The sequence below is a fragment of the Neomesorhizobium albiziae genome (assembly GCF_900114255.1).
In the GTDB taxonomy this organism is placed as follows: domain Bacteria; phylum Pseudomonadota; class Alphaproteobacteria; order Rhizobiales; family Rhizobiaceae; genus Neomesorhizobium; species Neomesorhizobium albiziae.
Genome location: NZ_FOSL01000004.1, coordinates 199,165 through 226,099, shown reverse-complemented (window position 1 = coordinate 226,099; position 26,935 = coordinate 199,165). Strand labels below are relative to the sequence as shown.

Genomic DNA, 26,935 nt, shown 5'->3' with positions numbered 1-26,935 from the left:
GTCGAACTCACTTGACCGCTCCCGCCGTGATGCCGCGGATCAGCTGCCGCGAGAAGATGAGATAGAGCACCAGCACCGGCACGATCGCCAGCGACAGCGCCGCCAGCACGGCGTTCCAGTTGGTGACGTACTGGCCGATGAATATCTGCGCGCCGAGCGTAACCGTCTTGGTCTCCTCCGACGGAGCCAGGATCAGCGGGAACCACAAATCGTTCCAGATCGGGATCATGGTGAACACGGCGACCGTCGCCATCGCCGGACGCACCAGCGGCAGCACCAGCCGGAAGAAGATCGTGTATTCGGAGAGCCCGTCGATGCGGCCGGCGTTCTTCAGGTCGTCGGAAACCTGCTTCATGAACTCCGACAGGATGAACACCGCCAGCGGCAGGCCTTGCGCTGTGTAGACGAGGATCAGCGCCGTCAGCGTGTTGACCAGGCCGCTCGCCACCATCAATTGCAGGATAGCGACGGTGCCGAGGCGGATCGGGATCATGATGCCGAGAGCAAGATAGAGGCCCATCAGCGTGTTGCCCTTGAAGCGGTATTCCGACAGCGCGAACGCCGCCATCGCACCGAACAACAGCACCAGGAACAGCGAAACCACCGTCACGATCAGGCTGTTCTGGAAGTAGAGGAAGAAATCCCCCTGCGCCAGAACAGTGCGGAAGCCGACGAGATCGAAGGTCTCCGGTGTCGGCGGCATCAGCGGCGTGCGGAAGATCGCGTTGCGCGACTTGAATGCGTTGATGACGATGACCAGCACCGGAAACAGCGCGATCACCGTGTAGGCAAGCAGCACCGCGTGAGCAGCGATCGTGCGGACGGGAGAGGAGGTCGCCTTGCTCATGCCGCGCTCCTCAATACTGGTAGCGGCGGAGCCGCGTCTGGATGGTGAACAGATAGACGCAGACGCCGGCCAGGATGATGAAGAACATCATCGAGGCGATGGTCGCGCCCATGTTGCGGTCGCCGACCTGCAACTGGAAGCCGAAGAAGGTGCGGTAGAGGAACGTGCCGAGAATATCGGTCGCGTAGTTCGGTCCCGCTAGCGCCCCTTGCGCCGAGTAGATCAGGTCGAAGGCGTTGAAGTTGCCGACGAAGGTGAGGATCGAAATGATGCCGATCGACGGCAGGATCAGTGGCAGCTTTATCTTCCAGAACTGCGCCATGCCGGTGATGCCGTCGCATTCGGCCGCCTCGATCACCTCGTCGGGGATCGACAGCAGTGCCGCGTAGATCAGCATCATTGGAATACCGACAAACTGCCAGACCGAGATCAGACCAAGCGTCGTCAGCGCATATTCCTCCTTGCCGAGCCAAGGTACGAACAGGCTCTTCAGCCCGACCAGGTCGAGCACGTTGGGCGCCACGCCCCATAGCGGCGACAGGATCAGCTTCCAGGCGAACCCGACAATGACGAAGGAAAGGATGGTCGGGATGAAGATCGCCGTCCGGTAGAAGGCGGAAAACCGCAGCTTGGGACTGGAGAGCAGTGCGGCCAGAACCACGCCGATGGGGTTCTGCACCAGCATGTGGATGATGAAGAACCAGGTGTTGTTGCCGAGCGCGTTCCAGAAATTGGCGGACCAGCGCGGGTCGCCGAATAGCATGCGGAAGTTGTCGAAACCCGCGAAGACCGGGACGTTGTCGACCGTGCGGAACAGCGACAGCTGCAAGGTGCCGAAAAGCGGCAGGATCATCACCGCAGTGTAGATAAGCACCGCCGGCGCAAGAAACACCGCGATGTGCCAGCGCACGGGTCTTCTCTGGGCTGTGGTTTCGGCCATGGCTTCGGGCCCCGCCGTCCTTTGGGGGTCGGACAAATTTTCGGAAAAGATGCTTTTCACGACCTGCCGGCACCTTCCCGCACATGCGGGGGAGGGAGATTGGCTGCAACGCCGGCGATCCCCTCTCCCCGCAGTTGCAGGGAGAGGGTAAGCGTGAGAAGCGGCATCAACAATCGAAATCTTGAGGCGGGCGGCAGCGCCGCCCGCCGTCAGCTTACTTCGCCGGCTTGTACCAGCTGTCGAGGCCGTCCTGCAGCTTCTTGGCCGCAACTTCCGGCGTATCGGTGCCGTTGATCACGTTGGCCGATTCCACCCAGGTCTCGTTCTCGAGGTTCGGTGTGCCGCGCGACAGGATCTGATAGGTCGAGCGAATCGTCGGCTTGCATTTTTCGCGCCAGGAGACGAATTCCTGCGCCAGCGGGTCTTCCATCTTCACCGCTGTCGACGACAGGCTGAAGAAGCCCGGCAGCGCGTTGGCGTAGATGGTGGCGAATTCCGGCGAGGCGATCCAGGAGAGCAGCTTCTTGGCGGCTTCCGGGTTCTTGCTCTTGGCATTCAGGCCGACACCGATGTCGTTGTGGTCGGAGATGTAGCAGGTGTCGCCGGCATTGCGCACCGGCGGCGGGAAGGCGCCCATCTTGAACTGCGCCTGCGTGTTGAAGCCCGAGATTTCCCAGGAGCCGGCGGGGTAGATGGCGGCGCGACCGAGCGTGAACAGGTTCTGGCTGTCCGGATAGCTCTGGGCCTCGAAACCGTCGCCCAGATAATCCTTCCACTTGGCCAGTGTCGCATAGGGCTCGACCCAGTCCTTGTCGGTCAGCTTCTGCTCGCCCTTGATCAGCGCCAGGCGGCCTTCCTCACCCTTCCAGTAGTTCGGGCCGATGTTCTGATAGCCCATGGTCGCGGCTTCCCAGAGATCCTTGGTGCCCATCGCCATCGGGATGTAGGTGCCGTCAGCCTTGATCTTGTCGAGGGCTGCGAAGAATTCCGCTTCGGTCGCCGGCGGCGTGATGCCGAGCTTTTCGAACGCTTCCTTGTTGTAGATGAAGCCGTGGATCACCGAAGCCATCGGCACGCAGAAGGCCGCCTTGCCATCGTCGGTCTGCCAGGCGGATTTCGCCACGTCGGAGAAGTTCTCCATGCCGGGCAGGCTGGTCAGGTCGGCGAGATGGCCCTTGTTGTAGAGTTCGAGCGAGGCGTCGAACGGACGGCAGGTGATCAGGTCGCCGGCCGAGCCTGCGTCGAGCTTGGCGTTCAGCGCGGCGTTGTATTCGGTTGGCGCCGACGGGGCGAACACCACCTTAATGCCGGGATTGGCGGCCTCGAAGGCAGGGATCAGCTTTTCCTGCCAGATGGTGAGGTCGTCGTTGCGCCAGCTTTCGATGTTGAGCGTCACGTCCTGCGCAAAGGCGGTTCCCGCGGAGCCGAGAATGCTCGACCCCAGAAGAAGCGCCGTCAAAGTCTTTCTTGTCATTTCCGTTCTCCCTGTTGACCTTGTTCAGGTTCCATGTTGAGAGCGCGAGCTCCCCTCCAGCTCGGAAAGCGCCGGCCTGAGTTTTTGGCCGGTACGTTCGAGCAGCCCATTCGCCGTGTTCCGGTCGCCGGCTCCGGCGGCTAGAAGCACGGCTGTCTTCACCGAGCCGCCGGCCTTTTCGAGCCAGGCGGCGGCGGTCTCCTGGTCGCAGCCGCTGATCGCCGCGACGATGCGGGCAGCGCGCTCCCTGAGCTTCAGATTGTCGGCGTGCAGGTTGACCATGTAGCCGTCATGCACATGACCGAGCTTTATCGCCATCAGCGTCGACAGCATGTTGAGCGCTATCTTCTGCGACGTGCCGGCGCCCATGCGGGTCGAACCGGCGATCAGTTCCGGCGGCGTCGCCAGCACGATGCCAGCGTCGGCAAGATTGACGATCGGGGTGTCCGGATTGTTGGCGATGGCGATGGTTTTCAGCTTGCGGCGGCGCGCCTGCTCGAGTGCTGCGACGGCGTAGGGCGTAGAGCCGCTGGCCGACAGCACGATCAGGCAATCGCCCTCGGAAAGGCCGGCATCGGCCACATCCAGCGCAGCCTGTTCGGCATCGTCTTCCGGCGCGCCGGCAAGATTGCTCAGCGCCTCGAGGCCGCCGGCCAGCATCACGACGATGCGGTTACGCGGGATGCCGAATGTTCCCGGCAGTTCCAGCGCGTCGGCGAGCGCCATCAGGCCGGAACTTCCGGCCGCGGCATAGGCCAGCCTGCCGCCGCTACGCAGCGTTTCGGCTGCGATCGCAGATGCCTTCGCTATCGAATCGATGGCGCCGAGCACTGCGCCTGCGGCTTCTATCTGGGCTTCGGCGAGGAAGCGGAGCACGGCTTCGGGTGGCTGCAAATCCAGCCCGTCGGCCATTGGGTGCTGTTGTTCTGTCCGCTTCACGGCCATTCCATTCCTCCCGTCGAATGGACAATACCAAAAAAATACCACTTGTCCAGCAACGTTAACGAATTTTTTTAAAGCCATAACGCTCAGCCCGCTAAAATGCCCGAATTTGCAATGACTTAAATGATGAAAATGCCAGTGCAGCAAATTAACGCTTGGCTATTGGTATTTTATTGGTATTATTCCGATAAGAGGAGATTTCCGTGGAATATGTGCTCGGCATCGATGGCGGCGGCACCAGCTGCAGGGCAGCGCTGGCAACGGCGGACGGCGCCGTGATCGGCCGCGCCAAGAGCGGCGCCGCCAACATCCGCACCGACCTCACCGGCGCCCGGACAAATATCGTCGATGCCGCGCGGCTGGCCTTCATCGATGCCGGCAGGGATCCCGACCTCGTCCCGCAAGCCGGCGCCGTGCTCGGCCTCGCCGGCGCCAATGTCGGCACGTACCGGCAGCAGCTCGAAGCGATCCTGCCTTTCGCCGGCAGCCGCGTCGAAACCGACGCCGAAATCGCACTGGAAGGCGCTGTGGGGTCCGGCGACGGCGCCATGGCCATCCTCGGCACGGGCACTGCTTACATGGCCCGCCACAACGGCAAGGCGCGTCCGATCGGCGGCTGGGGTTTCCAGGTTGGCGACCAGGGCAGCGGCGCCCGCGTCGGCCGCGACCTCCTGGAACAGACGTTGCTTGCCCATGACGGCATCCGGCCCGCTTCGCCCCTGACCGACGAGATGATGGCCGTCTTCCGCAACAATCCCGAGGCCGTGGTGGAATTTACCACCAACGCCAAGCCGGGCGATTTCGGCGGCTTCGCGCCGAAAGTATTCGAACATGCCGCCAAAGGCGACATCGTCGCGGCTTGGATCGTCGACAAGGCGGTAAGCGACGTCGAAGCCGCGCTCAATGTTCTCGATCTGCGCGAAGGCGATCCGCTTTGCCTGCTGGGCGGACTGGCGCCGCTCTATGCGCCGCTGCTTTCGGCGCGATACAGCGCGCTTCTGAAGCCGCCGAAGGACGACGCACTGGGCGGCGCGGTCTCGATGGCGGCGCGGTATTTCGGCAGCAAGGGGAATGGCTGACCGATGGCTGACCTCGCGGACCAGATTTTCACGACGGTCAAGGAAACCGGCCAGCAGGGCGCACCGCTCTATCTCAGGCTGAAGAAGACCATCGAGGATGCGGTCCAGCGCGGCATCATCGGTCCCGGTGATGCACTGCCGTCCGAGCGCGACATCGCCCTCAAGGCCGACATCTCGCGCGTCACCGTGCGCAAGGCGGTTCAGGACCTGGTCAAGGGCGGCGTCCTGATCCAGCGTCACGGTTCCGGCACTTTCGTCGCCCCGCGCATGGACCGCGTCGAGCAGTCGCTGTCGCGGCTCACCTCCTTTACCGAGGACATGGCGCGGCGCGGCATGACGGTGCGGTCGGAATGGCTCGACCGCGGCGTCTATCCGCCGTCGCCGGACGAGATGATGGTGCTTGGCTTGTCGGCCAAGGAACTCGTCGCGCGGGTATCGCGCCTGCGTATCGCCGACGACACGCCGCTGGCGATCGAGCGCGCGTCGCTGTCTACCGCGGTGCTGCCCGATCCCGAGGCAGTCACCACCTCGCTCTACATGGCGCTGGAAAAGACCGGCAACCGCCCGTCGCGGGCGGTGCAGCGCATTTCGGCCGCCAATCTCGGCGAGGCCGACGCACGGCTTCTCGACGTCCCGGCCGGCTCGGCGAGCTTGCGCATCGAGCGCATTTCCTACCTCGCCACCGGCCGCGTCATCGAATTCACCCGCTCCATCTATCGGGGCGACGCCTATGATTTTGTCGCCGAACTGAGGCTCGGCGGCAGCGAAGCGATTGGAGACGGACAGTGACCGCAACCGAAACCCACATGATACGGGAGATCAGGGAGATCCCGGACGCGACCGCGCGGCTGCTCGACTTTTCCAGCAAGGCGCTTGCCGAGGCCGGACGCGATATCCGCGCCCGCAACCCGGCGTTCCTCGTCACCGTGGCGCGCGGCTCCTCCGACCACGTCGCTTCCTTCATGAAATACGCGGTCGAGCTCACCGCCGGCATCCCGGTCGCCTCGGTGGGCCCCTCGGTCGCTTCCATCTACGGCGCCAAGCTGAGGCTGGCGGGTTCGGCCTGCCTGGCGATCTCGCAATCAGGCAAAAGCCCGGATATCGTCGCCATGGCCGAGGAGGCAAAGCGCGGCGGCGCCCTGACCGTCGCACTGACCAACACCGCCGATTCCCCGTTGGCGCGGGCCTCGGACCACTCCATCGATATTGCCGCCGGCGTGGAAAAAAGCGTCGCCGCGACCAAAACCTTCGTCAATTCGGCCGTGGCAGGCCTCGCGCTGCTGGCGCACTGCACCGAAGACGAGGATTTGCTTGCAGCGCTTGGCGAGCTGCCGAAACATTTCAGCAAGGCGGTTGCCTGCGACTGGAGCCGGCTCGCCGGCGCGCTCGATGACGGAAACTCGCTGTTCATTCTAGGCCGCGGCCCGTCCTTCGCCATCGCCAACGAAGCGGCCCTGAAGTTCAAGGAAACCTGCGGCGTACACGCCGAGGCCTACAGTGCTGCCGAAGTCATGCACGGTCCGTGGGCGTTGGTGACGCCAGGCTTCCCTGTGCTGGCTCTCGCCGCCCGCGACCGTTCCGAACCGTCGATGGCCGAGACCGCCGAGGCGCTGGGCGCCAAAGAGGCAACCGTTTTCATGACCAGCGACCTTGCCAGGAACGCAACCCGGCTGCCGTTTGCCGCCACCGGCCACCCGCTCACCGATCCACTGGCGCTGGTCGTTTCGTTCTACGCCTTCGTGGAGGCCTTCGCCCGCCATCGCGGCCTCAATCCCGACGAACCGCGAAATCTCAAGAAGGTGACCGAAACCCGATGAGCGCCCCGACCGCCTTTACCGGCGCACGTATCTTCGACGGCAATGCCTGGCACGAGAATGCCACGCTGACAGTGCGCGGCGACATGGTCGAGACGGTCGATGCCCTTCCGTCCAGCGTCCAAAAAGTGGATTTCGCGGGGGGCATGCTCGTCCCCGGCTTTATCGACCTGCAGGTCAATGGCGGCGGCGGCGTTATGCTCAACGACCGCCAGGACGTCGAAACGATCCGCACCATCTGCGCTGCCCACGCGCCGTTCGGCACCACGGCATTGCTAGCGACCCTCATCACCGACACCCGCGAAATCACCGCCGCGGCGGTGGAGGCGGGCGCGGAAGCAGCACGGCGGCACGTGCCGGGCTTCCTCGGCCTTCACCTCGAAGGCCCGCATCTGTCGCTCGCCCGCAAGGGCGCGCATGACCCTGCCTTGATTCGCCCGATGAGCGACGCAGACGAGGCGGCGCTGATCGCGGCGCATCGCAAGGTGCCGCACCTCCTGACGACGGTCGCGCCGGAATCGGTTACGCCGGAGCGCATCGCGCGGCTTGCGGCTGACGGCATTGTCGTCAGTCTCGGCCATTCCGACACGACTTACACGACAGCTTCGGCCGCGGCCGCGGCGGGCGCCTCGATGGTCACCCATCTCTTCAATGCGATGAGCCAGATCGGCAACCGCGAAGCGGGCCTGGCGGGCGCCGCCATAAACACCGGCACGCTGCATGCCGGCCTAATCGCCGATGGTATCCACGTCGATCCCGCCACCATCCGCATCGCGCTCAACGCCAAGAATGGGCCGGCCGGCATCTTCCTCGTCACCGACGCGATGGCAACCATCGGGACCGACATGAAGTCGTTCACGCTGAACGGCCGCCTGATCAAGCGCGAGAACGGCAGCTTGCGCCTGGAGAACGGCACGCTGGCTGGCGCCGATCTCGACATGATTTCGGCCGTGCGCTTCATGCACCGGACCATCGACCTTCCGCTCGAGGAGGCGCTGCGGATGGCGTCGCTCTATCCCGCACGGGCGATGGGCGTCGAAAACCGGCACGGACGGTTGGCGAGAGGCTCCACCGCCAATTTTGTCCATCTGTCTGACGACCTCGATGTGCTGGGCGTCTGGATCGACGGGCAGAAAGTTTTCGGCCCGGAAGCCTGAAGACAACGCACCTTTTTCCAACCCGTTTCCCTGGCCCAGCCTTGCCGGACTTGAGATGGACCAAGGCCTGCGGTTAGCTTCGCCGGAACTCAGCCAGCAGGGGACATGATGAAAACAGTATTCTCGCCGCTTCACGCCGGCCATTCCGGCCAGATGGAACTCGTCGCCGGCGAAATCGTGCCGGGTTTCGAAAAGCCGTCGCGCGCCGAAATCATCAAGGCGCGCGTGGAAACGGAAAAGCTCGGTCCTATCCTCCCACCCGAATCCCACGATGTCGCGCTGGCGAAACGCGTTCACCGCGCCGACTACATCGATTTCCTGCCGACCGTCTGGGAGCGCTGGGAAGCCGCCGGCAAGACGGGCTCCGCCATTCCCTTCACCTGGCCGACGCGCGGCTTGCGTGGCGACGTCGCGCCAAGGACAATCGAGGCTCTGCTCGGCTTCTATTCCTTCGACGGCGGCGCCAGCTTCGTCAAAGGCACCTGGGATGCGATCAAGTCGTCACATGACGTGGGGTTGACCGCCGCCCATCTGGTGAAAGCCGGCGAACGCGCCGCCTTTGCGCTTTGCCGCCCGCCCGGCCATCATGCGGGCGCCGCCTTCATGGGCGGTTACTGCTTCATCAACAACGCCGCGGTCGCCGCGCAATGGTTCCGCGACCAGGGTGCGGCCCGCGTTACCGTGCTCGACGTCGACTATCACCATGGCAACGGCACCCAGGAGATCTTCTACGACCGTGCCGACGTCCAGGTCATCAACCTACATGGCGACCCGATGACCGAATATCCCTTCTTCCTCGGCCATGCAGACGAAAGGGGTGCCGGCCCCGGCGAAGGCTTCAACCACAACTACCCGATGCCCTTCGGCACGGCATGGGATGCCTGGAGCGCCTCGCTCGACGATGCCTGCGAAAAACTGGCCGCCTATTCCCCGGACGTGGTCGTCGTTTCGCTTGGCGTCGACACCTTCGAAAAGGATCCGATCAGCCATTTCAAGCTGAAGTCGGCGGACTATCCGAAGATCGGCCGGCGCATCGCCAAACTCAACCTGCCGACGCTGTTCGTCATGGAGGGCGGCTACGCCGTCGACGAGATCGGCGTCAACGCGGTCGGCGTGCTCACCGGCTTCGAGGGCCGCTAATCCTGCCGGAGCGGCCCGCAGCCCGCGAAAACGGAGAAGGGGCGGCCGGAGTTGCCGCCCTTTTCACGCAACCGGCCATCGTTCCGCCGCCGACGCGGGGTTTGTATTTTTCGGAAACGGTGCATACGTAGGGGCCGCAACCATCCCTCGTACCGTGCGGTTGCCGTATGGGACCGCGCGACATCGGAGCAATACATGTCGAATGAGTTGAGCATGCACGCCACCACGATCGTGACCGTGCGCAAGGGCGGCAAGGTCGTCATTGCCGGCGACGGCCAGGTAAGCCTCGGCCAGACCGTGATGAAGGGCAACGCCAAGAAGGTTCGCCGCCTCGGCAAGGGTAACGTCATTGCCGGCTTCGCCGGCGCCACGGCCGACGCCTTCACCCTTCTCGAGCGTCTCGAGGCCAAGCTCGAGCAATATCCCGACCAGCTGACGCGCGCCTGCGTCGAACTCGCCAAGGACTGGCGCACCGATCGTTATCTGCGCCGTCTCGAGGCGATGATGCTGGTGGCAGACAAAAACGTTTCCCTGGCGCTCACCGGCACCGGCGACGTGCTTGAGCCAGAGCATGGCGTGATGGCCATCGGCTCGGGCGGCAATTATGCGCTCGCCGCGGCGCGCGCCCTGATGGACACCGACAACGACGCGGAAGAAATCGCCCGCAAGGCAATGCAGATCGCTGCCGATATCTGCGTCTATACCAACCACAACGTTGTCGTCGAAACCATCGATGCCGCGTAACCGATACGACTTCCGGCCCGTCACCGAGGCCGACCTGCCGATGATCGCCGGCTGGCTCGCCGAGCCGCATGTCGCCGAGTGGTGGGACGATCCGGAGACGGAGATCGCCGAGATAGCCGGACATATCGACAGCGTCTCGGTCGAGCCGCTGATCATCGAGCTCGACGGCAGGCCCATCGGCTACCTGCAGAGTTACGACCCGCATCTGGAGGATGACCACCCCTACCAGGACCAGCCTTTCGGCACGCTCGGCGTCGACCTGTCGATCGGGCCAGCGGAGCTGGTGGGCGTCGGCCACGGTTCGGCGGCCCTGCGCCAGTTCGTCGATGAGCTTTTCGCCGAGGGTACCCCGCGCGTGATCATCGATCCCGATCCGGCCAATGCAAGGGCCATCCGGGCCTATGAAAAGGCGGGCTTCCATGCTTTCGACACCCGCAGCTCGGTGTATGGTCCAGCCCTCATGATGGCGCGCGACGCCGGAGAGGAATGAGCCGCCCATGAGCCCATCCGGAGCCGGCACGGAGAAAACGGCGTTCGACGGCGCCTGGCGGATCGGCGTGCTGGTCGCTGTCGGCCTGATCGTCCTGCAGGCGGCCATTCTCTACGCCATGGGGCGCACTCCGATCTGCGAATGTGGCTATGTCAAGCTGTGGCATGGCGTGGTGATGAGTTCGGAAAACTCCCAACACATCTCCGACTGGTACACGCCCTCGCACATCATTCACGGCTTTCTGTTCTATGCGCTGACCTGGTTCCTTTTCCCGAAAATGCCGCTGTGGTTTCGGCTTTTGCCCGCAATCGTCATAGAGGGTGCCTGGGAACTCCTCGAAAACAGCGATTTTATCATCAACCGTTACCGGGAAGGGACCATTTCCCTCGACTATTACGGCGACAGCATCATCAATTCGGTGTCCGATACGCTGGCAATGGTGCTGGGCTTTGTGATGGCCGCAAGGCTACCTATATGGGTGATCGTCGCGCTTGCCCTGATCTTCGAGATCGGCACGGGCTATCTCATCCGGGACAATCTGACGCTCAACGTGATCATGCTGCTGCATCCGTTTGAGTCCATCCGGCAGTGGCAAAGTGGATTACAGTGATATGAGCACCTTCTCCCCCCGTGAAATCGTTTCCGAACTCGACCGGCACATCATCGGCCAGAACGACGCCAAGCGCGCCGTGGCCATCGCGTTGCGCAACCGCTGGCGGCGCCAGCAGCTCGAAGGCGAGATGCGCGAAGAGGTGATGCCGAAGAACATCCTGATGATCGGGCCGACCGGCGTCGGCAAGACCGAGATATCGCGCCGCCTGGCAAGGCTTGCCGGCGCGCCCTTCATCAAGGTCGAGGCCACCAAGTTCACCGAAGTCGGTTATGTCGGCCGCGACGTCGAGCAGATCGTGCGCGACCTCGTCGAGGTGGCGATCGGCCTCGTGCGCGACAAGATGCGCGAGGACGTCAAGGCGCGCGCTCATATCAACGCCGAGGAGCGGGTGCTGGAAGCCCTGGTCGGCAAGACGGCCAGCCCGGCTACACGCGACAGTTTCCGCAAGAAGCTGCGCGACGGCGAACTCGACGACAAGGAAATCGAGATCGAGATCGCCGACACCGGCACCGGAGGCATGCCCGGCTTCGAGATTCCCGGCATGCCGGGCGCCAATATCGGCGTGCTCAACATCAACGACATGTTGTCCAAGGCGATGGGCGGCAAGCGCACCAAGACGCTGAAGACCACCGTCAAGCAATCCTATTCGCAGCTGATCAACGACGAATCCGACAAGCTGCTCGATCAGGACGAGGTTGTGCAGAAGGCTCTGTCCTCGACCGAAAACGACGGCATCGTTTTTCTCGACGAGATCGACAAGATCGCAGCGCGCGACGGCGGCATGGGCGCCGGCGTCTCTCGCGAGGGCGTGCAGCGCGATCTGCTGCCGCTGGTCGAAGGCACCACGGTCGCCACCAAATACGGGCCGATCAAGACCGACCACATCCTGTTCATCGCGTCAGGCGCCTTCCATGTGGCCAAACCGTCCGACCTTCTGCCGGAACTGCAGGGCCGCCTGCCGATCCGCGTCGAGCTGCGCGCGCTGGAGAAAAACGACTTCGTCCGCATCCTGACCGAGACCGAAGCCAGCCTGATCAAGCAGTATATCGCGCTGATGGAGACGGAGGGCGTGAAGCTCGAATTCACCGACGACGCCATCGATTCGCTCGCCGGCATCGCGGTCGACCTCAATGCGACCGTCGAGAACATCGGCGCGCGCCGGCTGCAGACGGTGATGGAAAGGGTGCTCGACGAGATTTCGTTCAACGCACCGGACCGTTCCGGCCAGTCGGTCACCATCGACGCCGACTATGTAAGCAAGCATGTCGGCGACCTTGCCAGGAATACGGATTTGTCGCGGTTCATCCTGTAAGGGGGGCCGGGCGCGGACATTTACAACCCTTGGCGAAACATTGCCTGGCCTAACGGCCGGGCAACTATTTCTCGACTTGATCAGAGACGTTGCCTAGTTAAGGCGGCTATCACCCCTCCGGCATGCGTGATATCTGCGGTCATGCTTGGGTTAACGTTGCGGCGGCGCATGAAACGGTCTTCTCTTCTTCTGTCTTGCCTGTTCCTGGCGATGGGGCTGCATGCTTCGCAGGCCGCCACGCTTGTGCCGCCCGGCAACCATTATCCCGACCAGCCAAGCGTTCCGGGCGCATCGGCAAAGCGCACCAAGGCCAACAACACCAGTTACGAAGCCAAGTACCGCAAGGTCTACGCCTTGCTGAAGAACGACAGCAAGCTGCGGTCCAAGATCAAGCAGGCGGCGGCGGCCTACGGCATCGATCCGATACACATCGTCGGCGCCATCGTCGGCGAGCACACCTACAATGTCGATGCCTACGACCGGCTTCAGACCTATTACGTCAAGGCGGTCTCCTATCTCAGCAACAGGCTGACATTCAGCTATGGCGGCGAGGACATCACCGACTTCGTGGCGCGGCCCGAATTCGCCGTGTGCGAAGCCGCGAGCGGCAGTTACGAACTGTGGACCTGCCGGGAAACGGTGTGGAACACATCTTTTCGCGGCAAGCAGGTCGGCGGCGTAAGCTTCCCTAACGACCGCTTCAGCGCAACCTTCTTCCAGCCCCTTTATGCGGGCCAGACTTTCGGCATCGGCCAGCTCAACCCGCTGACCGCGCTGCAGATGAGCGACATGGTGAGCCGTGTTTCCGGGCTTCCCAAGCTCGACGCACATGATCCGAACCGCGTCTACGAAACCATCATGGATCCAGACCTGACGCTGCCCTATGTGGCGGCCACGCTGAAGAAATCGATCGATTCCTACCGCACCATCGCCGGCTTCGATATCTCGCAGAATCCTGGAATCACCGCGACGCTCTACAATGTCGGCAATCCGGAGGCGCGGGCCTATGCGCTCAAGGCAGAAAACGACAGGCGCCTGATCGCCGGCGAGCCGCCGAAACTGCCGGAAGAAAACTACTATGGCTGGCTGGTGAACGAAAAGCTGCCGGAACTCAGCGCGCTATTCTAGATTCGTCATTTCGAACGTTCGATCGCGGCGCGCAGTTGCTGGAGCAGGCCGTCGATGTCGGGTTCGCGCAGCTGCGAAATCCCCTCCGACAAGAGATTGGCCAATTCGGTCGCGCGCGGCGAGAGGCCCGACGTGTCGACGACCACTCGCGGGTGCGACGCACCGGCCAGGCGTTCCAGTTCCTCGGCTTCGTCCCAGATGATGTTGAAATAGCCGATCATCTTCTGCACCATCACCCAGTTGGGCATGCCGCGCCGGCCATGTTCGAGCGCCGAAAGATAGGCGGCGCTGACACCGAGCGACGCCGCCATCTGCTTTTGCGAGACGCCCTTGGCGCGCCGCAGTTCGCGCAGCTTGAGGCCGAACGGCGTCACCCGCGTTCTCCGCCATGGCGCCGCAGCCTGATGTAGATGGCGCCGACGCCGCCATGATGGCGGGCAGCGCTGTCATGGCTCGAGACCAGGCCGCGAAACGACGGCGTCGCCAGCCATTGCGGCACGGCGCGGCGCAGGACGCCGTCGCTACCGAAGGACGAACCCTTGCCGGTGATCACCAGCACGTAACGCATGCCTTCGGCATAGGCGCGGTGCAGGAAGGAAAGCAGCAGCGCATGCGCTTCGCTCTGCGTCATGCCGTGCAAGTCGACCCTGCCTTCGATCGGCAACCGACCCTTCGAGAGCTTGTTGCGGGTCGGCGCATCGAAAGGGTGAATGCGGGATTTTTCCCTGGCCAACGGCTTGGCCGCCGCAAACGCCGCGGACCCCGCCTCCGGCGCAAAAGTCTTATCCAGGGCGGCAGCCATGTCGACCGGCTCCGGTTCGGAAAGCAGCGCCACCTTCCTCCCCTTCAGCGGCTTCGCGGTCTTGGCCACCCGGGTCCAAAGGATGCGGTCCTCGTCGCTGAGGTTTTTCTCCCGCGGGCTCATCGGCTGCCTGCTACCAGCTTTTTGGGCACCAGCTCATAAAAGTCGGCGGCGTGCTTGATGACCCCTGCAACTTCTCCAGCGGCAAAGCCGGAACCTGTGAAAAGGTCACCGCGGGCGGTGCCGGTTATCGCGGATCCGGTATCCTGTGCGATCATCAGACGGCGAAAGGGTTTTTCATCGAATGCGGTCAATGTAGGTGCGTCGATGAAGAACGGCGTGCCGAATGTGTGGAGCAGTCGGTCGACGGCGATCGAGCGGCCGGGTGTCAGCGGCACCTTTGCGGCGGCCACGGGACCGAGCCCGGTATCCTCGACCGGCGTTTCGCGAAAGAAGATAAAGGAGCGATTCTGCCAGAGGATTTCGGAAATCCGGGCCGGGTTGTCGCGAAACCAGGTACGGATCGACTGCATCGTGACGGCGTTTTCCGGGATTTCGCCGAGATCGGCGAGTTTACGGCCGGGTCCGGAAAAACGGTGGCCGGACTTCGCGGCATAGGTGACGCGTTTCGATGTGCCGTCGCTCATGGCCAGCCGAGCAGCGCCCTGGACATGAATGAAAAAGGCATCCACCGGGTCGGCCAGCCACGCGATCTCGAGATTTCTGCCCGCCAGTGCGCCCTGTTCGATCGACGCGCGGTCGAAATATTCAACGATTCCCCCGGCAGTCTGCCTGCCGAACGCCAGATACGGGTCCATGCCCGCCGGCCTGTTGGTGTCGTCAATGTCCACGAGGTCGGAAGGCCGGCGCAAGAGCGGATACTGAAACCGTCCGGTCTGGACCGGCGATGCTTCGGCCTCCGGTTCGTAAAAGCCTGTCACGAAACCTTTTTTGCCGCCGTTGTCCGGCACGACCTTGCATGGGACGAAATGACGCTCGAAGAACCGCCGAGCGTCGGGCTGCGCCGCCGTCCCCGACCCGGCGGCCCGCGCGCCCTCGTAGGCCTCTGAAAATGCGCTGAAATCGACGCCCAGAGCGCCACTCCGGTAAGGCTTGCCGAGAACATGGAAAGCGGAGCGGCGGAAGGCTTCGAAGGCTTCAGCCGGCGCGTCGTCCGGCCAGCCGGGAAGCTCGGACCAGCGGACCTCGCGGAGGTATTGGGAAAGCGCCACCTGACCGAGCCCTTCTGAAAACGCCTCCGCGATCACAGCTTGGGGTCAGTCTTCGGCCTCGGTCGCGACCAGCTTCCAGTTCGGGTCGCGCGAACGCGTGTCGCGAGCGAAAGTCCAGACGTCCTTTACCTCGGCGACGGTTTCCGGATCGCCGTCGACCACTTCGCCGGCGTTGTTGCGGGTGGCCGAAATCAGCTCGCTAACGATGCGCAGCGTGACATGCGCCTCGCTACCCTTCATCTCGGCCGAAACGATATCCGCCTTGTCGATGCCGACGAAGGAGGACTGGATCTTCTCAGAACGGCCTTCTCGCTCGGCGATCGCGGCGACAAAACCGTCGTAAACTTCACGGGAGAGAAGATTTTTCAGCGTTTTGCGGTCGCCGTCGGCATAGGCCATGACGATCATCTCGTAGGCCATCTTGGCTCCGTCGACAAAAGACTTCGGCTCGAAGGACGGGTCGCCGTCCTTGATGGCGCGCAGGCCCTTGTTCAATTCGCCGCCGGGCGGCGCGAAAGCGTCGATGGCCTTGTAGGTCTCGTCGGCTTCCCCGGCAGCGCGCTTGCGCGGCAGCGAGACGACATTCTCCGTGGTATTGGCGGTTTCCTTGTCCCGCTTGCGGCCGATCGTATAGGGATCGAAAGGCGGGCGTTCATTCCCTGTTCGACGCCCCAGCACGTTGCGCAGCTGGAAAAAGATCACCACCGCCGCAACGAGGAAAAAAATGGTGCCGAAATCGAAGAATTCCATGTCTTCCGCCAATCGATCCTTTTGTACGTCGCTGCGCAGGCCGCGACGCCAATCAGCGTCCGCATCGCACAATTCTCAACCAATGCATATAGAACGCATAGCGCGATCATTCAAATCAAAGGCATGCGTACCTATTTAATGTGCCGTCGCACATGGTAGATGCCTGAAAATACCTCCTGATTACGAAGAAAACCGGACGTTGTTTCCCCTTTCGCTCATTCTTTTGGCGCTTCCGCTCATCGAAATCGCCGTTTTTGTCCTCGTCGGCAGCCAGATCGGCGTGTTGCCGACCATCGGGCTGGTCATCCTGAGCGCCGTGGCGGGCGGAATTCTGGTCCGCATCCAGGGATTTGGCATCCTGACCAGGATCAGGCAGCAGCTCGAGGCGGGCCGCGACCCCGGTCGCGAACTTGCCCATGGCATGATGATACTGCTGGCCGGCATTCTCTTGGTGATTCCCGGTTTCGTCACCGATATTCTGGGCATCCTGCTCTTCATCCCGCCGGTCCGCGACTTCGGCTGGTATCTCGTCCGCGACCGTATCACCGTGGTGGGCGGCGGTTTCGGGGGCGGGCGCTGGAACCAGCAAGGCGGCGATCGTTCGGGCCGCAAGACGATCGATCTCGACGCGGACGAATACTCCAAGGAAGGCGACAAGACCTCTCCGTGGCGCCGCCTGGACAGGGACGAGCCCTAGAACGCCCCGGCAGACCGAAATCCCGGCTTGCGAAACTTGTCACAGCCTGCCCACCATGCTAGCCAACGCGCGTTTTATGCGCCGTTCGACGGCTGAATGAGAGGATCCCGGCTTATGGCCACAAAAGAATCCGCGCCCGCAGGTGCCGCGAAATCCGGCAATGGTGCGCAGCCAACACTGAATGTCCTTGCGCAGTACGTGAAGGACCTGTCGTTCGAAAGCCCCGGCGCGCCCAATTCGCTCCGCGGCCGCGAACAGGCGCCTGCCATCAGCATCAACGTCAATGTCAACGCCAACCCGCTTTCGGACAAGGAGTTCGACGTCAACCTGACGCTGAACGCCAAGGCTGCCTTCGACAAGGACGTGCTCTTCAACGTGGAACTCGTCTATGGCGGCGTCTTCCGCATCGAAGGTTTTCCGCAGGAGCACATGCTTCCGGTATTGTTCATCGAATGTCCGCGGCTGCTTTTCCCGTTTGCCCGCCAGATCATCGCCGATGCGACCCGCAACGGCGGCTTCCCGCCGCTGATGCTCGATCCGATCGATTTCGCGCAGATGTTCCAGCAGAAAATCGCCGAAGACCAGGCCAAGTCCAAGGTCCAGGTCAGCTGATTTAACCGCGCATGCGGTAATGGCTCAAAGCCCGGCTTCGGCCGGGTTTTTCGTTTTCAACGTGAGAATTACGAAGCGTTGTCGGAGCCGAAGCGGTTCCAGATGGCCTTTTCGCCTATGCCGGCGATCATGGCGGCATGCGCGGCCAGCTCTTCGTCGGATAGCCGTTGCGCCAGCGGGCGTGGGCGCGCTTCGATGACGACGGCAATCCCTTCGACCTGAACCCTGCTGGGGGTCTGCTCGACAACGATCTCCAGGCCGAGCGCGGCCTGCTTGCCGCCGACCAGTTCGATATAAACTTCGGCGAGAAGCTCGGAGTCCAGCAGGGCCCCGTGCTTGGTTCGGCGGCTGTTGTCGATACCGTAGCGGCGGCAAAGCGCATCGAGCGAATTCGGGCCCATCGGATGCTTGCGGCGCGCCAGCATCAGCGTATCGACGACAAGGCCCGGCTCGACCGACGGAATTCCGAGACGGGCAAATTCCGCGTTCACGAAGGCGATATCGAAGCTTGCATTGTGCGCGACCAGCCTCGCGCCGTCGATGAATTCCAGAAATTCCGCGGAGACTTGGCCGAAGGTCGGCTTGCCGACCAGCTGGGCATCGCTGATGCCGTGGACGGCCAGCGCCTCGGCGTGAACCTTGCGGCCCTCGGGATTGATGTATTCATGAAAGGTGCGGCCGGTCGGAAACCTGTTGACCAATTCGACGCCGCCGATTTCGATGATGCGGTCGTCGCGAGCGTCGAGCCCAGTCGTTTCCGTATCAAAAATGATTTCTCGCATCGAATCACTCCGTCCGGAGCGATTCTGCACGCCTAGGCAAAGCCGCGGCAATGCTGTGGAGGTGTTTTACCCGGCTTTCGGCGACAGGGCGTCGATGATGCGGCGAACATCCTGCCGCGCCGCTTCCATGCCGCCGCCAGTATCGACGATGAAATCCGCGCGGCGGCGCTTTTCCGCGTCGGGCATCTGCTTTGCCAGGATTGCATCGAATTTTTCGAGGGTCATGCCCGGCCGGGCGAGAACGCGTTCGCGCTGGATATCCGCCGGCGCGGTCACCACAGCCACCTTGTCGACACGATCTCTGCCGCCTGTTTCGAAGAGCAGGGGAATGTCCAGCACGATCAGCGGCGCGCCCTTGCGGCGGTTGTCCTCCACAAAAGCATTGGCGTCGGCCCGCACCAGCGGATGCACGATTCGCTCCAGGGCTTTCATCGCGGCATCGCTTCCCACGACGGCGCGGGACAGTTTTTCGCGGTCGACCGCACCGTTTGCGGCCGTGCCGGGAAACTCGGCTTCCACCAGCTCCGCCGCAGGTCCGGCATAAAGTCGATGCACCGCTTCGTCGGAATCATGAACCGGAATGCCGGCCTCGGCGAACATTTTCGCGGTCGTTGACTTTCCCATGCCGATGGAGCCGGTCAGGCCAAGGATGATCACGACGTCACCCCGATATCGGAGAGGATAAGCGTCCGCAATTCGGGGCTGACTTGGGGCCGTACCCCGAACCAGCGTTCGAACCCCGGCACCGCCTGGTGCAGCAGCATGCCAAGGCCATCGATTGTTTTCAGGCCGCGCCCGGCGGCGGCGGCGAGCAGGGGCGTCTGCAGCGGAACATAGACGATGTCGGTGACGACGGCCTGATCCGGCAACCGGCCGAGATCGGGAACCTCGCCGCTTTCGCCATGCATGCCGAGCGATGTCGTGTTGACTAGAAAATCGGCTTCGCCAAGCAGATCGGGGAGGGCTTTCCAGGGGTGTCCGGTAGCGACGCCTCGGAACCGGTGCGACAGCTCCATGGCGCGCTCGACCGTCCGGTTGACGATGCGGATGTTCCTGAAGCCGCGCTGCTGCAAGGCGAAGATCACCGCGCGCGCCGCGCCGCCTGCCCCCAGAACCACCGCCCGCCGGCTTTTCTCCCAGCCCAGCAATTGTTCGTCGAGATTGGCGGCAAAACCATAGGCGTCCGTATTGCCGCCATGGGTGACGCCATCTTCCAGCCAGAGCGTATTGACCGCGCCGATGAGCTCGGCTGCTTCATCGCGGCGGGAAACCGAAGCAAATGCCGTCTCCTTGTGGGGGATGGTGACGTTGCCGCCGACAAAACCCTGGCTTGGAAAATCGGACGCGAACCGCGCAAAATCGGCTGGCGCGATGTCGAGCCCCGTATAGGAGCCATCGATCCCGAACGTCCGCAGCCAATGATTGTGGATCAGTGGCGAGCGCGAGTGCGCGATCGGGTGCCCGCAGACAAAAGCCTTCCTCCCGCCTTCAGCCATCGATGGCTCCGCGTTCGCGAAGCGCTGCCAGCAGGGGAAGCATCGGCAGTCCGACGATGGTGAAATAATCGCCGTCTATCTTGTCGAACAACTGGATGCCTTCGCCCTCGATCTGGTAGGCGCCGACGCTCGACAGCGCCTTGTCGCCGACGCGTGACAGGTGACGGCCGATGAAGCCGGGATCGAGCTGGCGCATCGTCAGGCGCGCGACGTCGACATGGCGCCACAAGGTTTCACCGTCGCGCACCAGCACCACCGCGCTGTTCAGATGATGCGTCTTGCCCGACAGTTTCAAGAGATGGCGGCGCGCCGCTTCCATGTCGGCCGGCTTGTGGAAAACGTCATCGCCCAGCGAAAGCGTCTGGTCGGAGCCGATGACCAGCGCGCCAGGATTCTTCTCGCTGACATCCAGCGCCTTGGCTTCGGCCAGCACCAGCGCCACATCTTCCGGGGTCGCGCCACTTCCTTCGAGCGGCGCTTCGACCGCGCGCTCGTCGATCGAGGCCGGAATCGCGGCGAAAGCGATGCCGGCGTTTTCGAGAAGTTTTTTGCGAAATGGGCTGCCGGAAGCGAGGATAATGCGTTGTGTCATTCTGTGGATCCCAGGATGCCGGCGGATTAACGCGCCTTGCCGCGCAGCGCAACGATTGCCGCGGCGGTTTCCTCGATAGAGCGGCGGCTGACATCGATCATCGGCCAGCCGTGACGCGTGCAGATCTGTCGGGCATAAGCCAGTTCCTCGGCGATGTTGGCGCGGTCGATGTAGCTCTGCGAGTCGTATCCGGCGGTGGAGCCGAGAAGACGGTTCTGGCGGACATGCGAAATGCGCTCCGCCGAGGCCACAAGCCCGACGATCAACGGCTTGGTCGCCGCAGCCAGGCTTTCCGGCATCGGCACGCCGAGCACGATGGGAATGTTGGCGGTCTTGATGCCGCGGTTGGCGAGATAGATGCTGGTCGGGGTCTTCGATGTCCTTGAAATGCCGATCAGGATGATGTCGGCGTCGTTGATGTCGGTCGGCAACTGGCCGTCATCATGCTCCATGGTGAAGTTCAGCGCATCGATGCGGCGGAAATATTCCGCGTCGAGCACATGCTGGGCGCCGACGCGGCGGCCGGCCGGCGTACCAAGGTAAGACTGGAAAACCGTCAGCACCGGCTCGAGCACCGAAACGCAGGGCAGTCCCATCGCCGCGCTGCGCTCGTCGATCGTATGGGCGAGCTTCTGGTCGACCACTGTATAAAGAATGATGCCAGGCTCCTGATCGATATCGTCGAACACCTTCATCAGCTGCTTCTCGGTGCGGATCAGAGGATAGATATGTTCGATGGCCCGCGCATCCTTGTATTGCGCCGACGCGGCGCGCCCGGCCGCCAGCAGGGTCTCGCCGGTCGCGTCCGAAATCAGATGCAGATGGAAGAAGCTCTGGGGTTTGTTCACACCGTTTTGTCCTGGCTGTGGCGAAGTGTGGAAAACGGGCAGCGTTTTGGCCCGGCCGCGGCCGCGACTGTATCAGAACGGGTTTTGTCCACAATTCGGCCCGGCATGAAGTTTGAAACGGCACTGTGGAGAACAATGAGAGGATCGATTTTCAGTCACAGGGCGACACGTTCCCGCTTGCGCGAATGAGCTTTCCAATCACCTGATTCAAAAAGCGAAAATCGCCTTTTCCACGGAATTAACATATCAGCGGAAAACACCGTGCGTCATTTGGCATGATCGGGTTTTGGCGGCCGCTGTGCGAAACTCGTAACTCCCGATTCCAACAGACTCTTAGAATCAGAAATCTCTTTCTCTATAGATATTTTATTTAGTTCACCCGACGGGGAACCGAGGCGATATGACAGTGAAGCGGCTGGTGGTCGATGTCCTCAAGGGCGAGAGTGTCTTTCCTCCGCCTGTCTGGATGATGCGTCAGGCGGGCCGCTATCTCCCGGAGTACCGGGAGGTGCGCAGGAACGCCGGCAGCTTCCTCGACCTCTGCTACAATCCAGATCTGGCCGTCGAGGTAACGTTGCAGCCGATCCGCCGTTTCGGTTTCGATGCCTCGATCCTGTTTTCGGATATCCTCGTGGTGCCGCATGCGCTCGGCCGCGATCTCCGCTTCGAGGAGGGAAGAGGGCCTCTGATGACGCCGGTTTCCGTCGGCGATATCGAAGCTCTCGACGGCAAAAGGTTTCACGTGAATCTCGAACCAGTCTATGAGACGGTGCGGCGGCTGCGGAAGGAATTGCCGGCCGAAACGACGCTGATCGGCTTTTGCGGGGCACCCTGGACCGTCGCGACCTATATGATCGCCGGCCACGGCACGCCTGACCAGGCGCCGGCGCGGCTGTTCTCGTTCCGTCATCCCGAAAGCCTGGAAAAGCTGCTTGATCTGCTCGCGGATTTTTCCGCCGCCTATCTGATCAGGCAGGTCGAAGCCGGCGCCGATGTCGTGCAGATCTTCGATTCCTGGTCGGGCGTTCTCGATGAAGCCTCGTTCGAGGCGTGCTGCGTCCGGCCGGTGGAGAGGATCGTGCGACAGGTGAGGGCCGTCTATCCCGATGTGCCGATCATCGGATTTCCCAAGGGTGCGGGAAGCCGTTACGACACGTATCGGGAAAAGACCGGCGTTACCGGTCTCGGGCTCGACTGGGCGGTGCCACTGACCCAGGCTTCTCGTCTGCAGACGCAGGGAGCGGTGCAGGGCAATCTCGACCCGCTGCGCCTGGTCGCCGGCGGCAAGGCGCTCGAGGAGGGTGTAGAGCGCATCCTCGACGCGCTGGGCGCCGGCCCGCTGATCTTCAATCTTGGCCATGGCATCACGCCGGAAGCGCCGATTGAACATGTCGAGGCGATGCTGCGGCAGGTGAGGGGGTCGAGGCGATGACGGCTGACGCCAACCGGGCGAGCGGCGCCAAGGCAATGCAGCGGGCGGCAACCGCGATCGTCATTTTCGTGGCAGGTGCTGCAGCGCTGTTCTATTGGGACCCGGACGGGTTTTATCCCTGGGCGAAAGCCATCCACGTCATTGCGGTGATCTCCTGGATGGCGGGCATGCTCTATCTGCCGCGCCTGTTCGTCTATCACGCCGATGCGGAAAAAGGCTCCGTCCAGTCGGAAACGTTCAAGGTGATGGAGCGCCGCCTGCTGCGCGTCATCATCAACCCCGCGATGATCATCACCTGGGTGTTCGGCCTGTGGCTCGCCTGGAAGGGATTCGCATTCTCAGGCGGATGGCTGCATGCCAAGATCGGCCTGGTGGTCGGCATGTCGGCCGTGCATGGCTATTACTCGCGGGCGGTTCGGCTGTTTGCCGAGGACCGCAATGAAAAGCCCGCCCGCCACTGGCGCATCATGAATGAAGTTCCTACATTGTTGATGATCGCGATTGTCGTGCTTGTTATAGTCAAGCCGTTCTGAGCTCTCCTACAAATGCCGCCTTGCTCTTTGGCAGTGGCGGCGATAAAAGACAGCTCCCTCCCGCCCACGCGCCCCTCATTATTTCCTTCCTCGGCCGCGTCCGGCGTACATCGCGTACCGCCGATCTTTTTCCCATATCTATCCAGAGTCCGCACAATGCAGGAAATGAAACTACAAGAGCTCAAGAGCAAGAAGCCGCCGGAACTCATCGCCTATGCCGAGTCGCTGGATGTCGAAAACGCCAGCGTCATGCGCAAGCAGGAGCTGATGTTCGCCATCCTGAAAAAACTGGCGTCGCAGGAAGTCGAGATCATCGGCGAGGGCGTGGTCGAAGTTTTGCAGGACGGCTTCGGCTTCCTGAGATCCGCCAATGCCAACTATCTGCCAGGCCCCGACGACATCTACATCTCGCCGTCGCAGATCCGGCGCTTTTCGCTGAAAACCGGCGATACCGTCGAGGGCCCGATCCGCAGCCCGAAAGAGGGCGAGCGCTATTTCGCGCTGCTCAAGGTCAACACGATCAACTTCGAAGACCCTGAGAAAATCCGTCACAAGATTCACTTCGACAACCTGACGCCGCTCTACCCCAACAGCCGGCTGAAGATGGAAGTCGACAATCCGACGACGAAGGATCTTTCGGCGCGGGTGATCGACCTGGTCGCGCCGCTGGGCAAGGGCCAGCGTGGCCTGATCGTCGCGCCGCCGCGCACCGGTAAAACGGTTCTGCTGCAGAACATCGCCCACTCCATCACCTCGAACCATCCCGAATGCTACCTGATCGTCCTGTTGATCGACGAACGGCCGGAAGAAGTCACGGACATGCAGCGTTCGGTGAAGGGCGAAGTGGTTTCCTCGACCTTCGACGAGCCGGCGACGCGCCACGTTCAGGTCGCGGAAATGGTCATCGAAAAGGCAAAGCGCCTCGTCGAACATGGCCGTGACGTGGTCATCCTGCTTGATTCGATCACGCGTCTCGGCCGCGCCTACAACACCGTTGTTCCGTCATCCGGCAAGGTGCTGACCGGCGGTGTCGACGCCAACGCTCTGCAACGGCCGAAGCGCTTCTTCGGCGCGGCGCGCAACATCGAAGAAGGCGGTTCGCTGACCATCATCGCGACCGCGCTTATCGATACCGGCAGCCGCATGGACGAAGTCATCTTCGAAGAGTTCAAGGGCACGGGCAACTCGGAAATCGTGCTCGACCGCAAGGTCGCCGACAAGCGCATCTTCCCGTCGATGGACATTCTGAAGTCTGGCACCCGCAAGGAAGACCTGCTGATCGCACGGCAGGATCTTCAGAAGATTTTCGTGCTTCGCCGTATCCTGGCGCCGATGGGAACCACCGACGCCATCGAGTTCCTTATCGACAAGCTGAAGCAGACGAAGACCAACACCGATTTCTTCGATTCGATGAACACCTGACGCGCGTCAGGTCGATGGCCGCCGTCGCAAGGCGCGCTCCAGTTCGTCCGGATCGGTGATCACAGGCAGACAGGCAAGGCCGGTGCACAACCATGCACCGGCCTTTGTCGTGTCGGGAGGCGCGCCGCCGGGGAGATTGATTTCAGCCGCACCGATTCCGACCGGCACCACGACATCCACGCGGCGGGGATCGGGGTTTCGTTTCGCGACCGCTGCGAAGGCCGGATTGTCGGGTTCTTCGATGATCACCAGTTTGATGGGGGCCAGCACCAGCGCGCAGGCGTTGAATATGCCGGCCTGGCCATGATGCTGCTCGAGCGTGCGGCCGAAAGCTGCCTCGGCGATTGTCCACACCCGCTGCTGCAGGTCCGAATTGCCGGAGAGGCTCGCTGTCCGCGCCATGGCGGCGATGATCTGGCTGGTGGCCGACGGCGTTGCCTCATCGACATCGCCACGGATTCGCACCGGGATATCCCGGCAATCGGAAGCGGTCAGGAAATAGCCGCTGCCGTTGTCGTCGCGATACCATCTGTCCAGCATGTCGACAAACGCGACGGCCGATTTGGCATAGTCCGGTTTTCTCGTTGCCTCGAACAGGGATACCGCGGCATTGGCCATTGCTGCGTAGTCGCTTGACAGGCCAGGGAATGAACGCCTCGATCCAAGGATGGAGTGTGGAAGCCGCCCATCCCCGTCGCTCGAGCCAACAACAAAACGGAACGCCGCTTCGGCGGCTTCTATCCAGTCGGCGCAGCTGAACAGCCTACCGGCTTCCGCAATCGCCGAAATGGCCAGCCCGTTCCAGTCAGCGAGGATCTTGTCGTCCCTGCCCGGCCGGACACGCTTGCCGCGGGCGTCCAGAAGATTTTCCCGCATGATACGCAGCTGAGCATCGTTGGCGGCGACGTCCGCAGGATTTCGATGCAGGACGGGCTTGCCCTCCCAGTGATCGGGCGCCGACAAAGAATACTCCGCAAGGAAGGCCTCGCTGTCGGGACCCAGAACCTCGGCGATCTCATTCCTGTCCCAGGTGTAGAAAAGACCTTCCTCGCCTTCGCTGTCGGCATCCAGACTGGAGGCAAAGCCACCGGCAATGCACATCTCGCGCAGAAGCCAGGCGATCGTTTCCTCGATTCGGACCTGAAACAGTTTTTCGCCGGTTTCGGCATATGCCCAGTTGCAGATGCGGATCAGCTGGGCGTTGTCGTAGAGCATCTTCTCGAAATGCGGAATCAACCAGGACGCGTCCGTCGAATAGCGGCTCAACCCACCGCCGATATGGTCGTAGATGCCACCGTTGAGCATATGGCGGAGGCTGGAAAGCACTGCGTCCCGGTGGGCGGAGTTGCCGGTTGCCAGCCAGTTCAACCAAAGGACTTCCATGAACGGCGCATTGGGAAATTTGGGCGCGCCGCGCAAACCGCCTTCTTCGCGGTCGATCATGCCGAAAATGCTGTCGGCGAGGGCGGCAAGGCTGGCCGGCTCGATGGGGGAAGGTTGGCGCGATGCGGCGAGCCTCGCCCCGACATGGCGGGTCAGGGCCTCAGCGCTTTGGTTGATGCTTTCTTTCTTTTCGTTCCAGGCGCGGTTGATTGCTTCCAGAACCTGAGCGAAGCCCGGGCGTCCATATCTCGGTTCTTTGGGGAAATATGTGCCGCCCCAGAAGGGTTTTGCATCCGGCGTCAAAAACATGGTCAGCGGCCAGCCGCCTTGTTCGCCCGTCGCGTTCAGCGCAGCCATGTAGATCTGGTCTATATCGGGCCGCTCCTCGCGATCGACCTTGATATTGATATAGAGGCGGTTCATGAGGGCGGCGATTTCGGCGTCCTCGAAGCTCTCATGCGCCATGACGTGGCACCAGTGGCAGGCCGCGTACCCGACCGAGAGCAGGATGGGCTTGTCGAGCTCGCGGGCTTCGGCCAGCGAAGCCGGCGACCAGGGGCGCCAGTGGACCGGATTGTTGCGATGCTGCTGCAGATAGGGGCTCGTCTCGTCGGCGAGCAGGTTCGAAGGGGGCAACGGCACGGCAATGGTCCGGAAATGATGAAATCGGAATT

General features: G+C 62.5%; 29 protein-coding genes. 15 read left to right on the top strand and 14 right to left on the bottom strand.

Translation table 11 applies throughout. The features are described from left to right. Window positions 1-7 precede the first annotated feature (7 nt). The 4 genes from F3H98_RS09535 to F3H98_RS09520 all read right to left on the bottom strand — a co-directional run bounded on the left by F3H98_RS09535 (window position 8) and on the right by F3H98_RS09520 (window position 4,206). Window positions 8-847: a carbohydrate ABC transporter permease gene (locus tag F3H98_RS09535; protein WP_149759905.1), complete on the bottom strand. Its 840-nt coding sequence runs from the start codon at window positions 845-847 to the stop codon at window positions 8-10. A 10-nt stretch (window positions 848-857) separates the two neighbouring features. Continuing rightward, window positions 858-1,787: a carbohydrate ABC transporter permease gene (locus F3H98_RS09530; RefSeq protein WP_149759904.1), complete on the bottom strand. Its 930-nt coding sequence runs from the start codon at window positions 1,785-1,787 to the stop codon at window positions 858-860. Window positions 1,788-2,001: 214 nt separating this feature from the next. Beyond that, window positions 2,002-3,261 (bottom strand): ABC transporter substrate-binding protein, encoded by a 1,260-nt coding sequence (locus F3H98_RS09525; protein WP_149759903.1) that lies wholly within the window; start codon window positions 3,259-3,261, stop codon window positions 2,002-2,004. Window positions 3,262-3,285: 24 nt separating this feature from the next. Next, complete coding sequence (locus F3H98_RS09520; protein WP_149759902.1) at window positions 3,286-4,206, bottom strand: N-acetylmuramic acid 6-phosphate etherase; 921 nt, start codon at window positions 4,204-4,206, stop codon at window positions 3,286-3,288. Window positions 4,207-4,406: 200 nt separating this feature from the next. On the opposite strand from F3H98_RS09520, the gene F3H98_RS09515 reads away from it, so the two are divergent. The 10 genes from F3H98_RS09515 (at window position 4,407) to F3H98_RS09470 (ending at window position 13,680) form a co-directional block, all read left to right on the top strand. Beyond that, window positions 4,407-5,282 (top strand): glucosamine kinase nucleotide-binding domain-containing protein, encoded by an 876-nt coding sequence (locus F3H98_RS09515; protein ID WP_149759901.1) that lies wholly within the window; start codon window positions 4,407-4,409, stop codon window positions 5,280-5,282. 3 nt (window positions 5,283-5,285) lie between these two features. Continuing rightward, complete coding sequence (locus F3H98_RS09510) at window positions 5,286-6,071, top strand: GntR family transcriptional regulator (protein WP_149759900.1); 786 nt, start codon at window positions 5,286-5,288, stop codon at window positions 6,069-6,071. Window positions 6,072-6,088: 17 nt separating this feature from the next. Then, window positions 6,089-7,099: an SIS domain-containing protein gene (locus F3H98_RS09505; RefSeq protein ID WP_149760038.1), complete on the top strand. Its 1,011-nt coding sequence runs from the start codon at window positions 6,089-6,091 to the stop codon at window positions 7,097-7,099. Then, on the top strand, window positions 7,096-8,253 hold the full coding sequence (nagA, locus tag F3H98_RS09500; protein WP_149759899.1) for an N-acetylglucosamine-6-phosphate deacetylase: 1,158 nt from the start codon (window positions 7,096-7,098) through the stop codon (window positions 8,251-8,253). Before F3H98_RS09505 ends, nagA begins: the two co-directional genes overlap by 4 nt. 108 nt (window positions 8,254-8,361) lie before the next feature. Next, window positions 8,362-9,393 carry a histone deacetylase family protein gene (locus F3H98_RS09495; protein ID WP_149760037.1) on the top strand — a complete coding sequence of 344 codons (1,032 nt, stop codon included), beginning with the start codon at window positions 8,362-8,364 and terminating at the stop codon, window positions 9,391-9,393. Between the two features lie 195 nt (window positions 9,394-9,588). Then, a complete protein-coding gene (gene hslV, locus F3H98_RS09490; RefSeq protein WP_149759898.1) occupies window positions 9,589-10,137 on the top strand; it encodes an ATP-dependent protease subunit HslV in 549 nt (182 codons plus the stop codon). Next, the gene (locus F3H98_RS09485) at window positions 10,127-10,627 is read left to right on the top strand and encodes a GNAT family N-acetyltransferase (RefSeq protein WP_149759897.1); all 501 of its coding nucleotides are present in this window, start codon (window positions 10,127-10,129) and stop codon (window positions 10,625-10,627) included. Before hslV ends, F3H98_RS09485 begins: the two co-directional genes overlap by 11 nt. Before the next feature lie 7 nt (window positions 10,628-10,634). Continuing rightward, window positions 10,635-11,237: a DUF2585 domain-containing protein gene (locus F3H98_RS09480; RefSeq protein WP_149759896.1), complete on the top strand. Its 603-nt coding sequence runs from the start codon at window positions 10,635-10,637 to the stop codon at window positions 11,235-11,237. A 1-nt stretch (window position 11,238) separates the two neighbouring features. Further along, window positions 11,239-12,552, top strand: a complete 1,314-nt coding sequence (gene hslU, locus F3H98_RS09475; protein ID WP_149759895.1) for an ATP-dependent protease ATPase subunit HslU — start codon at window positions 11,239-11,241, stop codon at window positions 12,550-12,552. Window positions 12,553-12,720: 168 nt separating this feature from the next. Next, complete coding sequence (locus F3H98_RS09470; protein WP_149759894.1) at window positions 12,721-13,680, top strand: DUF1402 family protein; 960 nt, start codon at window positions 12,721-12,723, stop codon at window positions 13,678-13,680. A 5-nt stretch (window positions 13,681-13,685) separates the two neighbouring features. On the opposite strand, the gene F3H98_RS09465 is transcribed toward F3H98_RS09470, so the two are convergent. Genes F3H98_RS09465 through F3H98_RS09450 form a run of 4 tightly spaced genes read right to left on the bottom strand, consistent with a single transcriptional unit; the run spans window position 13,686 to window position 16,464 of the window. Then, window positions 13,686-14,054, bottom strand: a complete 369-nt coding sequence (locus F3H98_RS09465) for a helix-turn-helix domain-containing protein (RefSeq protein ID WP_149759893.1) — start codon at window positions 14,052-14,054, stop codon at window positions 13,686-13,688. Continuing rightward, window positions 14,051-14,605 carry a Smr/MutS family protein gene (locus F3H98_RS09460; protein WP_149759892.1) on the bottom strand — a complete coding sequence of 185 codons (555 nt, stop codon included), beginning with the start codon at window positions 14,603-14,605 and terminating at the stop codon, window positions 14,051-14,053. The genes F3H98_RS09465 and F3H98_RS09460 overlap by 4 nt, the downstream gene beginning before the upstream one ends. Next, a complete protein-coding gene (gene mltA / locus F3H98_RS09455) occupies window positions 14,602-15,714 on the bottom strand; it encodes a murein transglycosylase A (RefSeq protein WP_149759891.1) in 1,113 nt (370 codons plus the stop codon). The genes F3H98_RS09460 and mltA overlap by 4 nt, the downstream gene beginning before the upstream one ends. 45 nt (window positions 15,715-15,759) lie before the next feature. Then, window positions 15,760-16,464, bottom strand: a complete 705-nt coding sequence (locus F3H98_RS09450; protein WP_149759890.1) for a Tim44/TimA family putative adaptor protein — start codon at window positions 16,462-16,464, stop codon at window positions 15,760-15,762. Window positions 16,465-16,663: 199 nt separating this feature from the next. Between F3H98_RS09450 and F3H98_RS09445 the strand changes: the two genes are divergently transcribed. Both F3H98_RS09445 and secB read left to right on the top strand, forming a co-directional pair. Further along, window positions 16,664-17,161, top strand: coding sequence for an FxsA family protein (locus tag F3H98_RS09445; RefSeq protein WP_149759889.1), 498 nt, complete (start codon window positions 16,664-16,666; stop codon window positions 17,159-17,161). 114 nt (window positions 17,162-17,275) lie between these two features. Continuing rightward, the gene (secB, locus tag F3H98_RS09440; RefSeq protein ID WP_149759888.1) at window positions 17,276-17,773 is read left to right on the top strand and encodes a protein-export chaperone SecB; all 498 of its coding nucleotides are present in this window, start codon (window positions 17,276-17,278) and stop codon (window positions 17,771-17,773) included. 68 nt (window positions 17,774-17,841) lie between these two features. Here secB and dnaQ read toward each other — a convergent pair whose 3' ends face one another. The 5 genes from dnaQ to F3H98_RS09415 all read right to left on the bottom strand — a co-directional run bounded on the left by dnaQ (window position 17,842) and on the right by F3H98_RS09415 (window position 21,491). After that, window positions 17,842-18,555, bottom strand: a complete 714-nt coding sequence (gene dnaQ / locus F3H98_RS09435; RefSeq protein WP_149759887.1) for a DNA polymerase III subunit epsilon — start codon at window positions 18,553-18,555, stop codon at window positions 17,842-17,844. Window positions 18,556-18,621: 66 nt separating this feature from the next. Continuing rightward, entirely contained in the window at window positions 18,622-19,212 is a 591-nt protein-coding gene (coaE, locus tag F3H98_RS09430; protein ID WP_149759886.1) for a dephospho-CoA kinase, read from the bottom strand. Further along, complete coding sequence (locus F3H98_RS09425; protein ID WP_149759885.1) at window positions 19,209-20,051, bottom strand: shikimate dehydrogenase; 843 nt, start codon at window positions 20,049-20,051, stop codon at window positions 19,209-19,211. The genes coaE and F3H98_RS09425 overlap by 4 nt, the downstream gene beginning before the upstream one ends. Next, on the bottom strand, window positions 20,044-20,643 hold the full coding sequence (locus tag F3H98_RS09420; protein WP_149759884.1) for a Maf-like protein: 600 nt from the start codon (window positions 20,641-20,643) through the stop codon (window positions 20,044-20,046). Before F3H98_RS09420 ends, F3H98_RS09425 begins: the two co-directional genes overlap by 8 nt. A gap of 26 nt (window positions 20,644-20,669) precedes the next feature. Continuing rightward, window positions 20,670-21,491: a pyruvate, water dikinase regulatory protein gene (locus F3H98_RS09415; RefSeq protein ID WP_149759883.1), complete on the bottom strand. Its 822-nt coding sequence runs from the start codon at window positions 21,489-21,491 to the stop codon at window positions 20,670-20,672. A gap of 400 nt (window positions 21,492-21,891) precedes the next feature. Here F3H98_RS09415 and hemE point away from each other — a divergent pair, with 400 nt between their 5' ends. The 3 genes from hemE to rho all read left to right on the top strand — a co-directional run bounded on the left by hemE (window position 21,892) and on the right by rho (window position 24,878). Further along, entirely contained in the window at window positions 21,892-22,923 is a 1,032-nt protein-coding gene (hemE, locus tag F3H98_RS09410; protein ID WP_149759882.1) for a uroporphyrinogen decarboxylase, read from the top strand. After that, on the top strand, window positions 22,920-23,456 hold the full coding sequence (hemJ, locus tag F3H98_RS09405) for a protoporphyrinogen oxidase HemJ (RefSeq protein WP_149759881.1): 537 nt from the start codon (window positions 22,920-22,922) through the stop codon (window positions 23,454-23,456). Before hemE ends, hemJ begins: the two co-directional genes overlap by 4 nt. A 156-nt stretch (window positions 23,457-23,612) precedes the next feature. After that, window positions 23,613-24,878: a transcription termination factor Rho gene (gene rho / locus F3H98_RS09400; RefSeq protein WP_149759880.1), complete on the top strand. Its 1,266-nt coding sequence runs from the start codon at window positions 23,613-23,615 to the stop codon at window positions 24,876-24,878. Between the two features lie 6 nt (window positions 24,879-24,884). Here rho and F3H98_RS09395 read toward each other — a convergent pair whose 3' ends face one another. Further along, window positions 24,885-26,903: a thioredoxin domain-containing protein gene (locus F3H98_RS09395; protein ID WP_149759879.1), complete on the bottom strand. Its 2,019-nt coding sequence runs from the start codon at window positions 26,901-26,903 to the stop codon at window positions 24,885-24,887. Between the last annotated feature and the right edge of the window lie 32 nt (window positions 26,904-26,935).

Bases quoted from the DNA above. Each gene is read 5' to 3' on its own strand.
- hemE (WP_149759882.1), top strand. From the start codon at position 21,892: ATGACAGTGAAGCGGCTGGTGGTCGATGTCCTCAAGGGCGAGAGTGTC.
- F3H98_RS09480 (WP_149759896.1), top strand. From the start codon at position 10,635: ATGAGCCCATCCGGAGCCGGCACGGAGAAAACGGCGTTCGACGGCGCC.
- F3H98_RS09495 (WP_149760037.1), top strand. From the start codon at position 8,362: ATGAAAACAGTATTCTCGCCGCTTCACGCCGGCCATTCCGGCCAGATG.
- secB (WP_149759888.1), top strand. From the start codon at position 17,276: ATGGCCACAAAAGAATCCGCGCCCGCAGGTGCCGCGAAATCCGGCAAT.
- hslV (WP_149759898.1), top strand. From the start codon at position 9,589: ATGTCGAATGAGTTGAGCATGCACGCCACCACGATCGTGACCGTGCGC.
- F3H98_RS09425 (WP_149759885.1), bottom strand. From the start codon at position 20,051: ATGGCTGAAGGCGGGAGGAAGGCTTTTGTCTGCGGGCACCCGATCGCG.
- F3H98_RS09535 (WP_149759905.1), bottom strand. From the start codon at position 847: ATGAGCAAGGCGACCTCCTCTCCCGTCCGCACGATCGCTGCTCACGCG.
- rho (WP_149759880.1), top strand. From the start codon at position 23,613: ATGCAGGAAATGAAACTACAAGAGCTCAAGAGCAAGAAGCCGCCGGAA.
- dnaQ (WP_149759887.1), bottom strand. From the start codon at position 18,555: ATGCGAGAAATCATTTTTGATACGGAAACGACTGGGCTCGACGCTCGC.
- F3H98_RS09460 (WP_149759892.1), bottom strand. From the start codon at position 14,605: ATGAGCCCGCGGGAGAAAAACCTCAGCGACGAGGACCGCATCCTTTGG.
- hemJ (WP_149759881.1), top strand. From the start codon at position 22,920: ATGACGGCTGACGCCAACCGGGCGAGCGGCGCCAAGGCAATGCAGCGG.
- F3H98_RS09450 (WP_149759890.1), bottom strand. From the start codon at position 16,464: ATGGAATTCTTCGATTTCGGCACCATTTTTTTCCTCGTTGCGGCGGTG.
- F3H98_RS09520 (WP_149759902.1), bottom strand. From the start codon at position 4,206: ATGGCCGTGAAGCGGACAGAACAACAGCACCCAATGGCCGACGGGCTG.
- hslU (WP_149759895.1), top strand. From the start codon at position 11,239: ATGAGCACCTTCTCCCCCCGTGAAATCGTTTCCGAACTCGACCGGCAC.
- nagA (WP_149759899.1), top strand. From the start codon at position 7,096: ATGAGCGCCCCGACCGCCTTTACCGGCGCACGTATCTTCGACGGCAAT.
- F3H98_RS09525 (WP_149759903.1), bottom strand. From the start codon at position 3,261: ATGACAAGAAAGACTTTGACGGCGCTTCTTCTGGGGTCGAGCATTCTC.
- F3H98_RS09420 (WP_149759884.1), bottom strand. From the start codon at position 20,643: ATGACACAACGCATTATCCTCGCTTCCGGCAGCCCATTTCGCAAAAAA.
- F3H98_RS09530 (WP_149759904.1), bottom strand. From the start codon at position 1,787: ATGGCCGAAACCACAGCCCAGAGAAGACCCGTGCGCTGGCACATCGCG.
- F3H98_RS09485 (WP_149759897.1), top strand. From the start codon at position 10,127: ATGCCGCGTAACCGATACGACTTCCGGCCCGTCACCGAGGCCGACCTG.
- F3H98_RS09470 (WP_149759894.1), top strand. From the start codon at position 12,721: ATGAAACGGTCTTCTCTTCTTCTGTCTTGCCTGTTCCTGGCGATGGGG.
- F3H98_RS09510 (WP_149759900.1), top strand. From the start codon at position 5,286: ATGGCTGACCTCGCGGACCAGATTTTCACGACGGTCAAGGAAACCGGC.
- F3H98_RS09505 (WP_149760038.1), top strand. From the start codon at position 6,089: ATGATACGGGAGATCAGGGAGATCCCGGACGCGACCGCGCGGCTGCTC.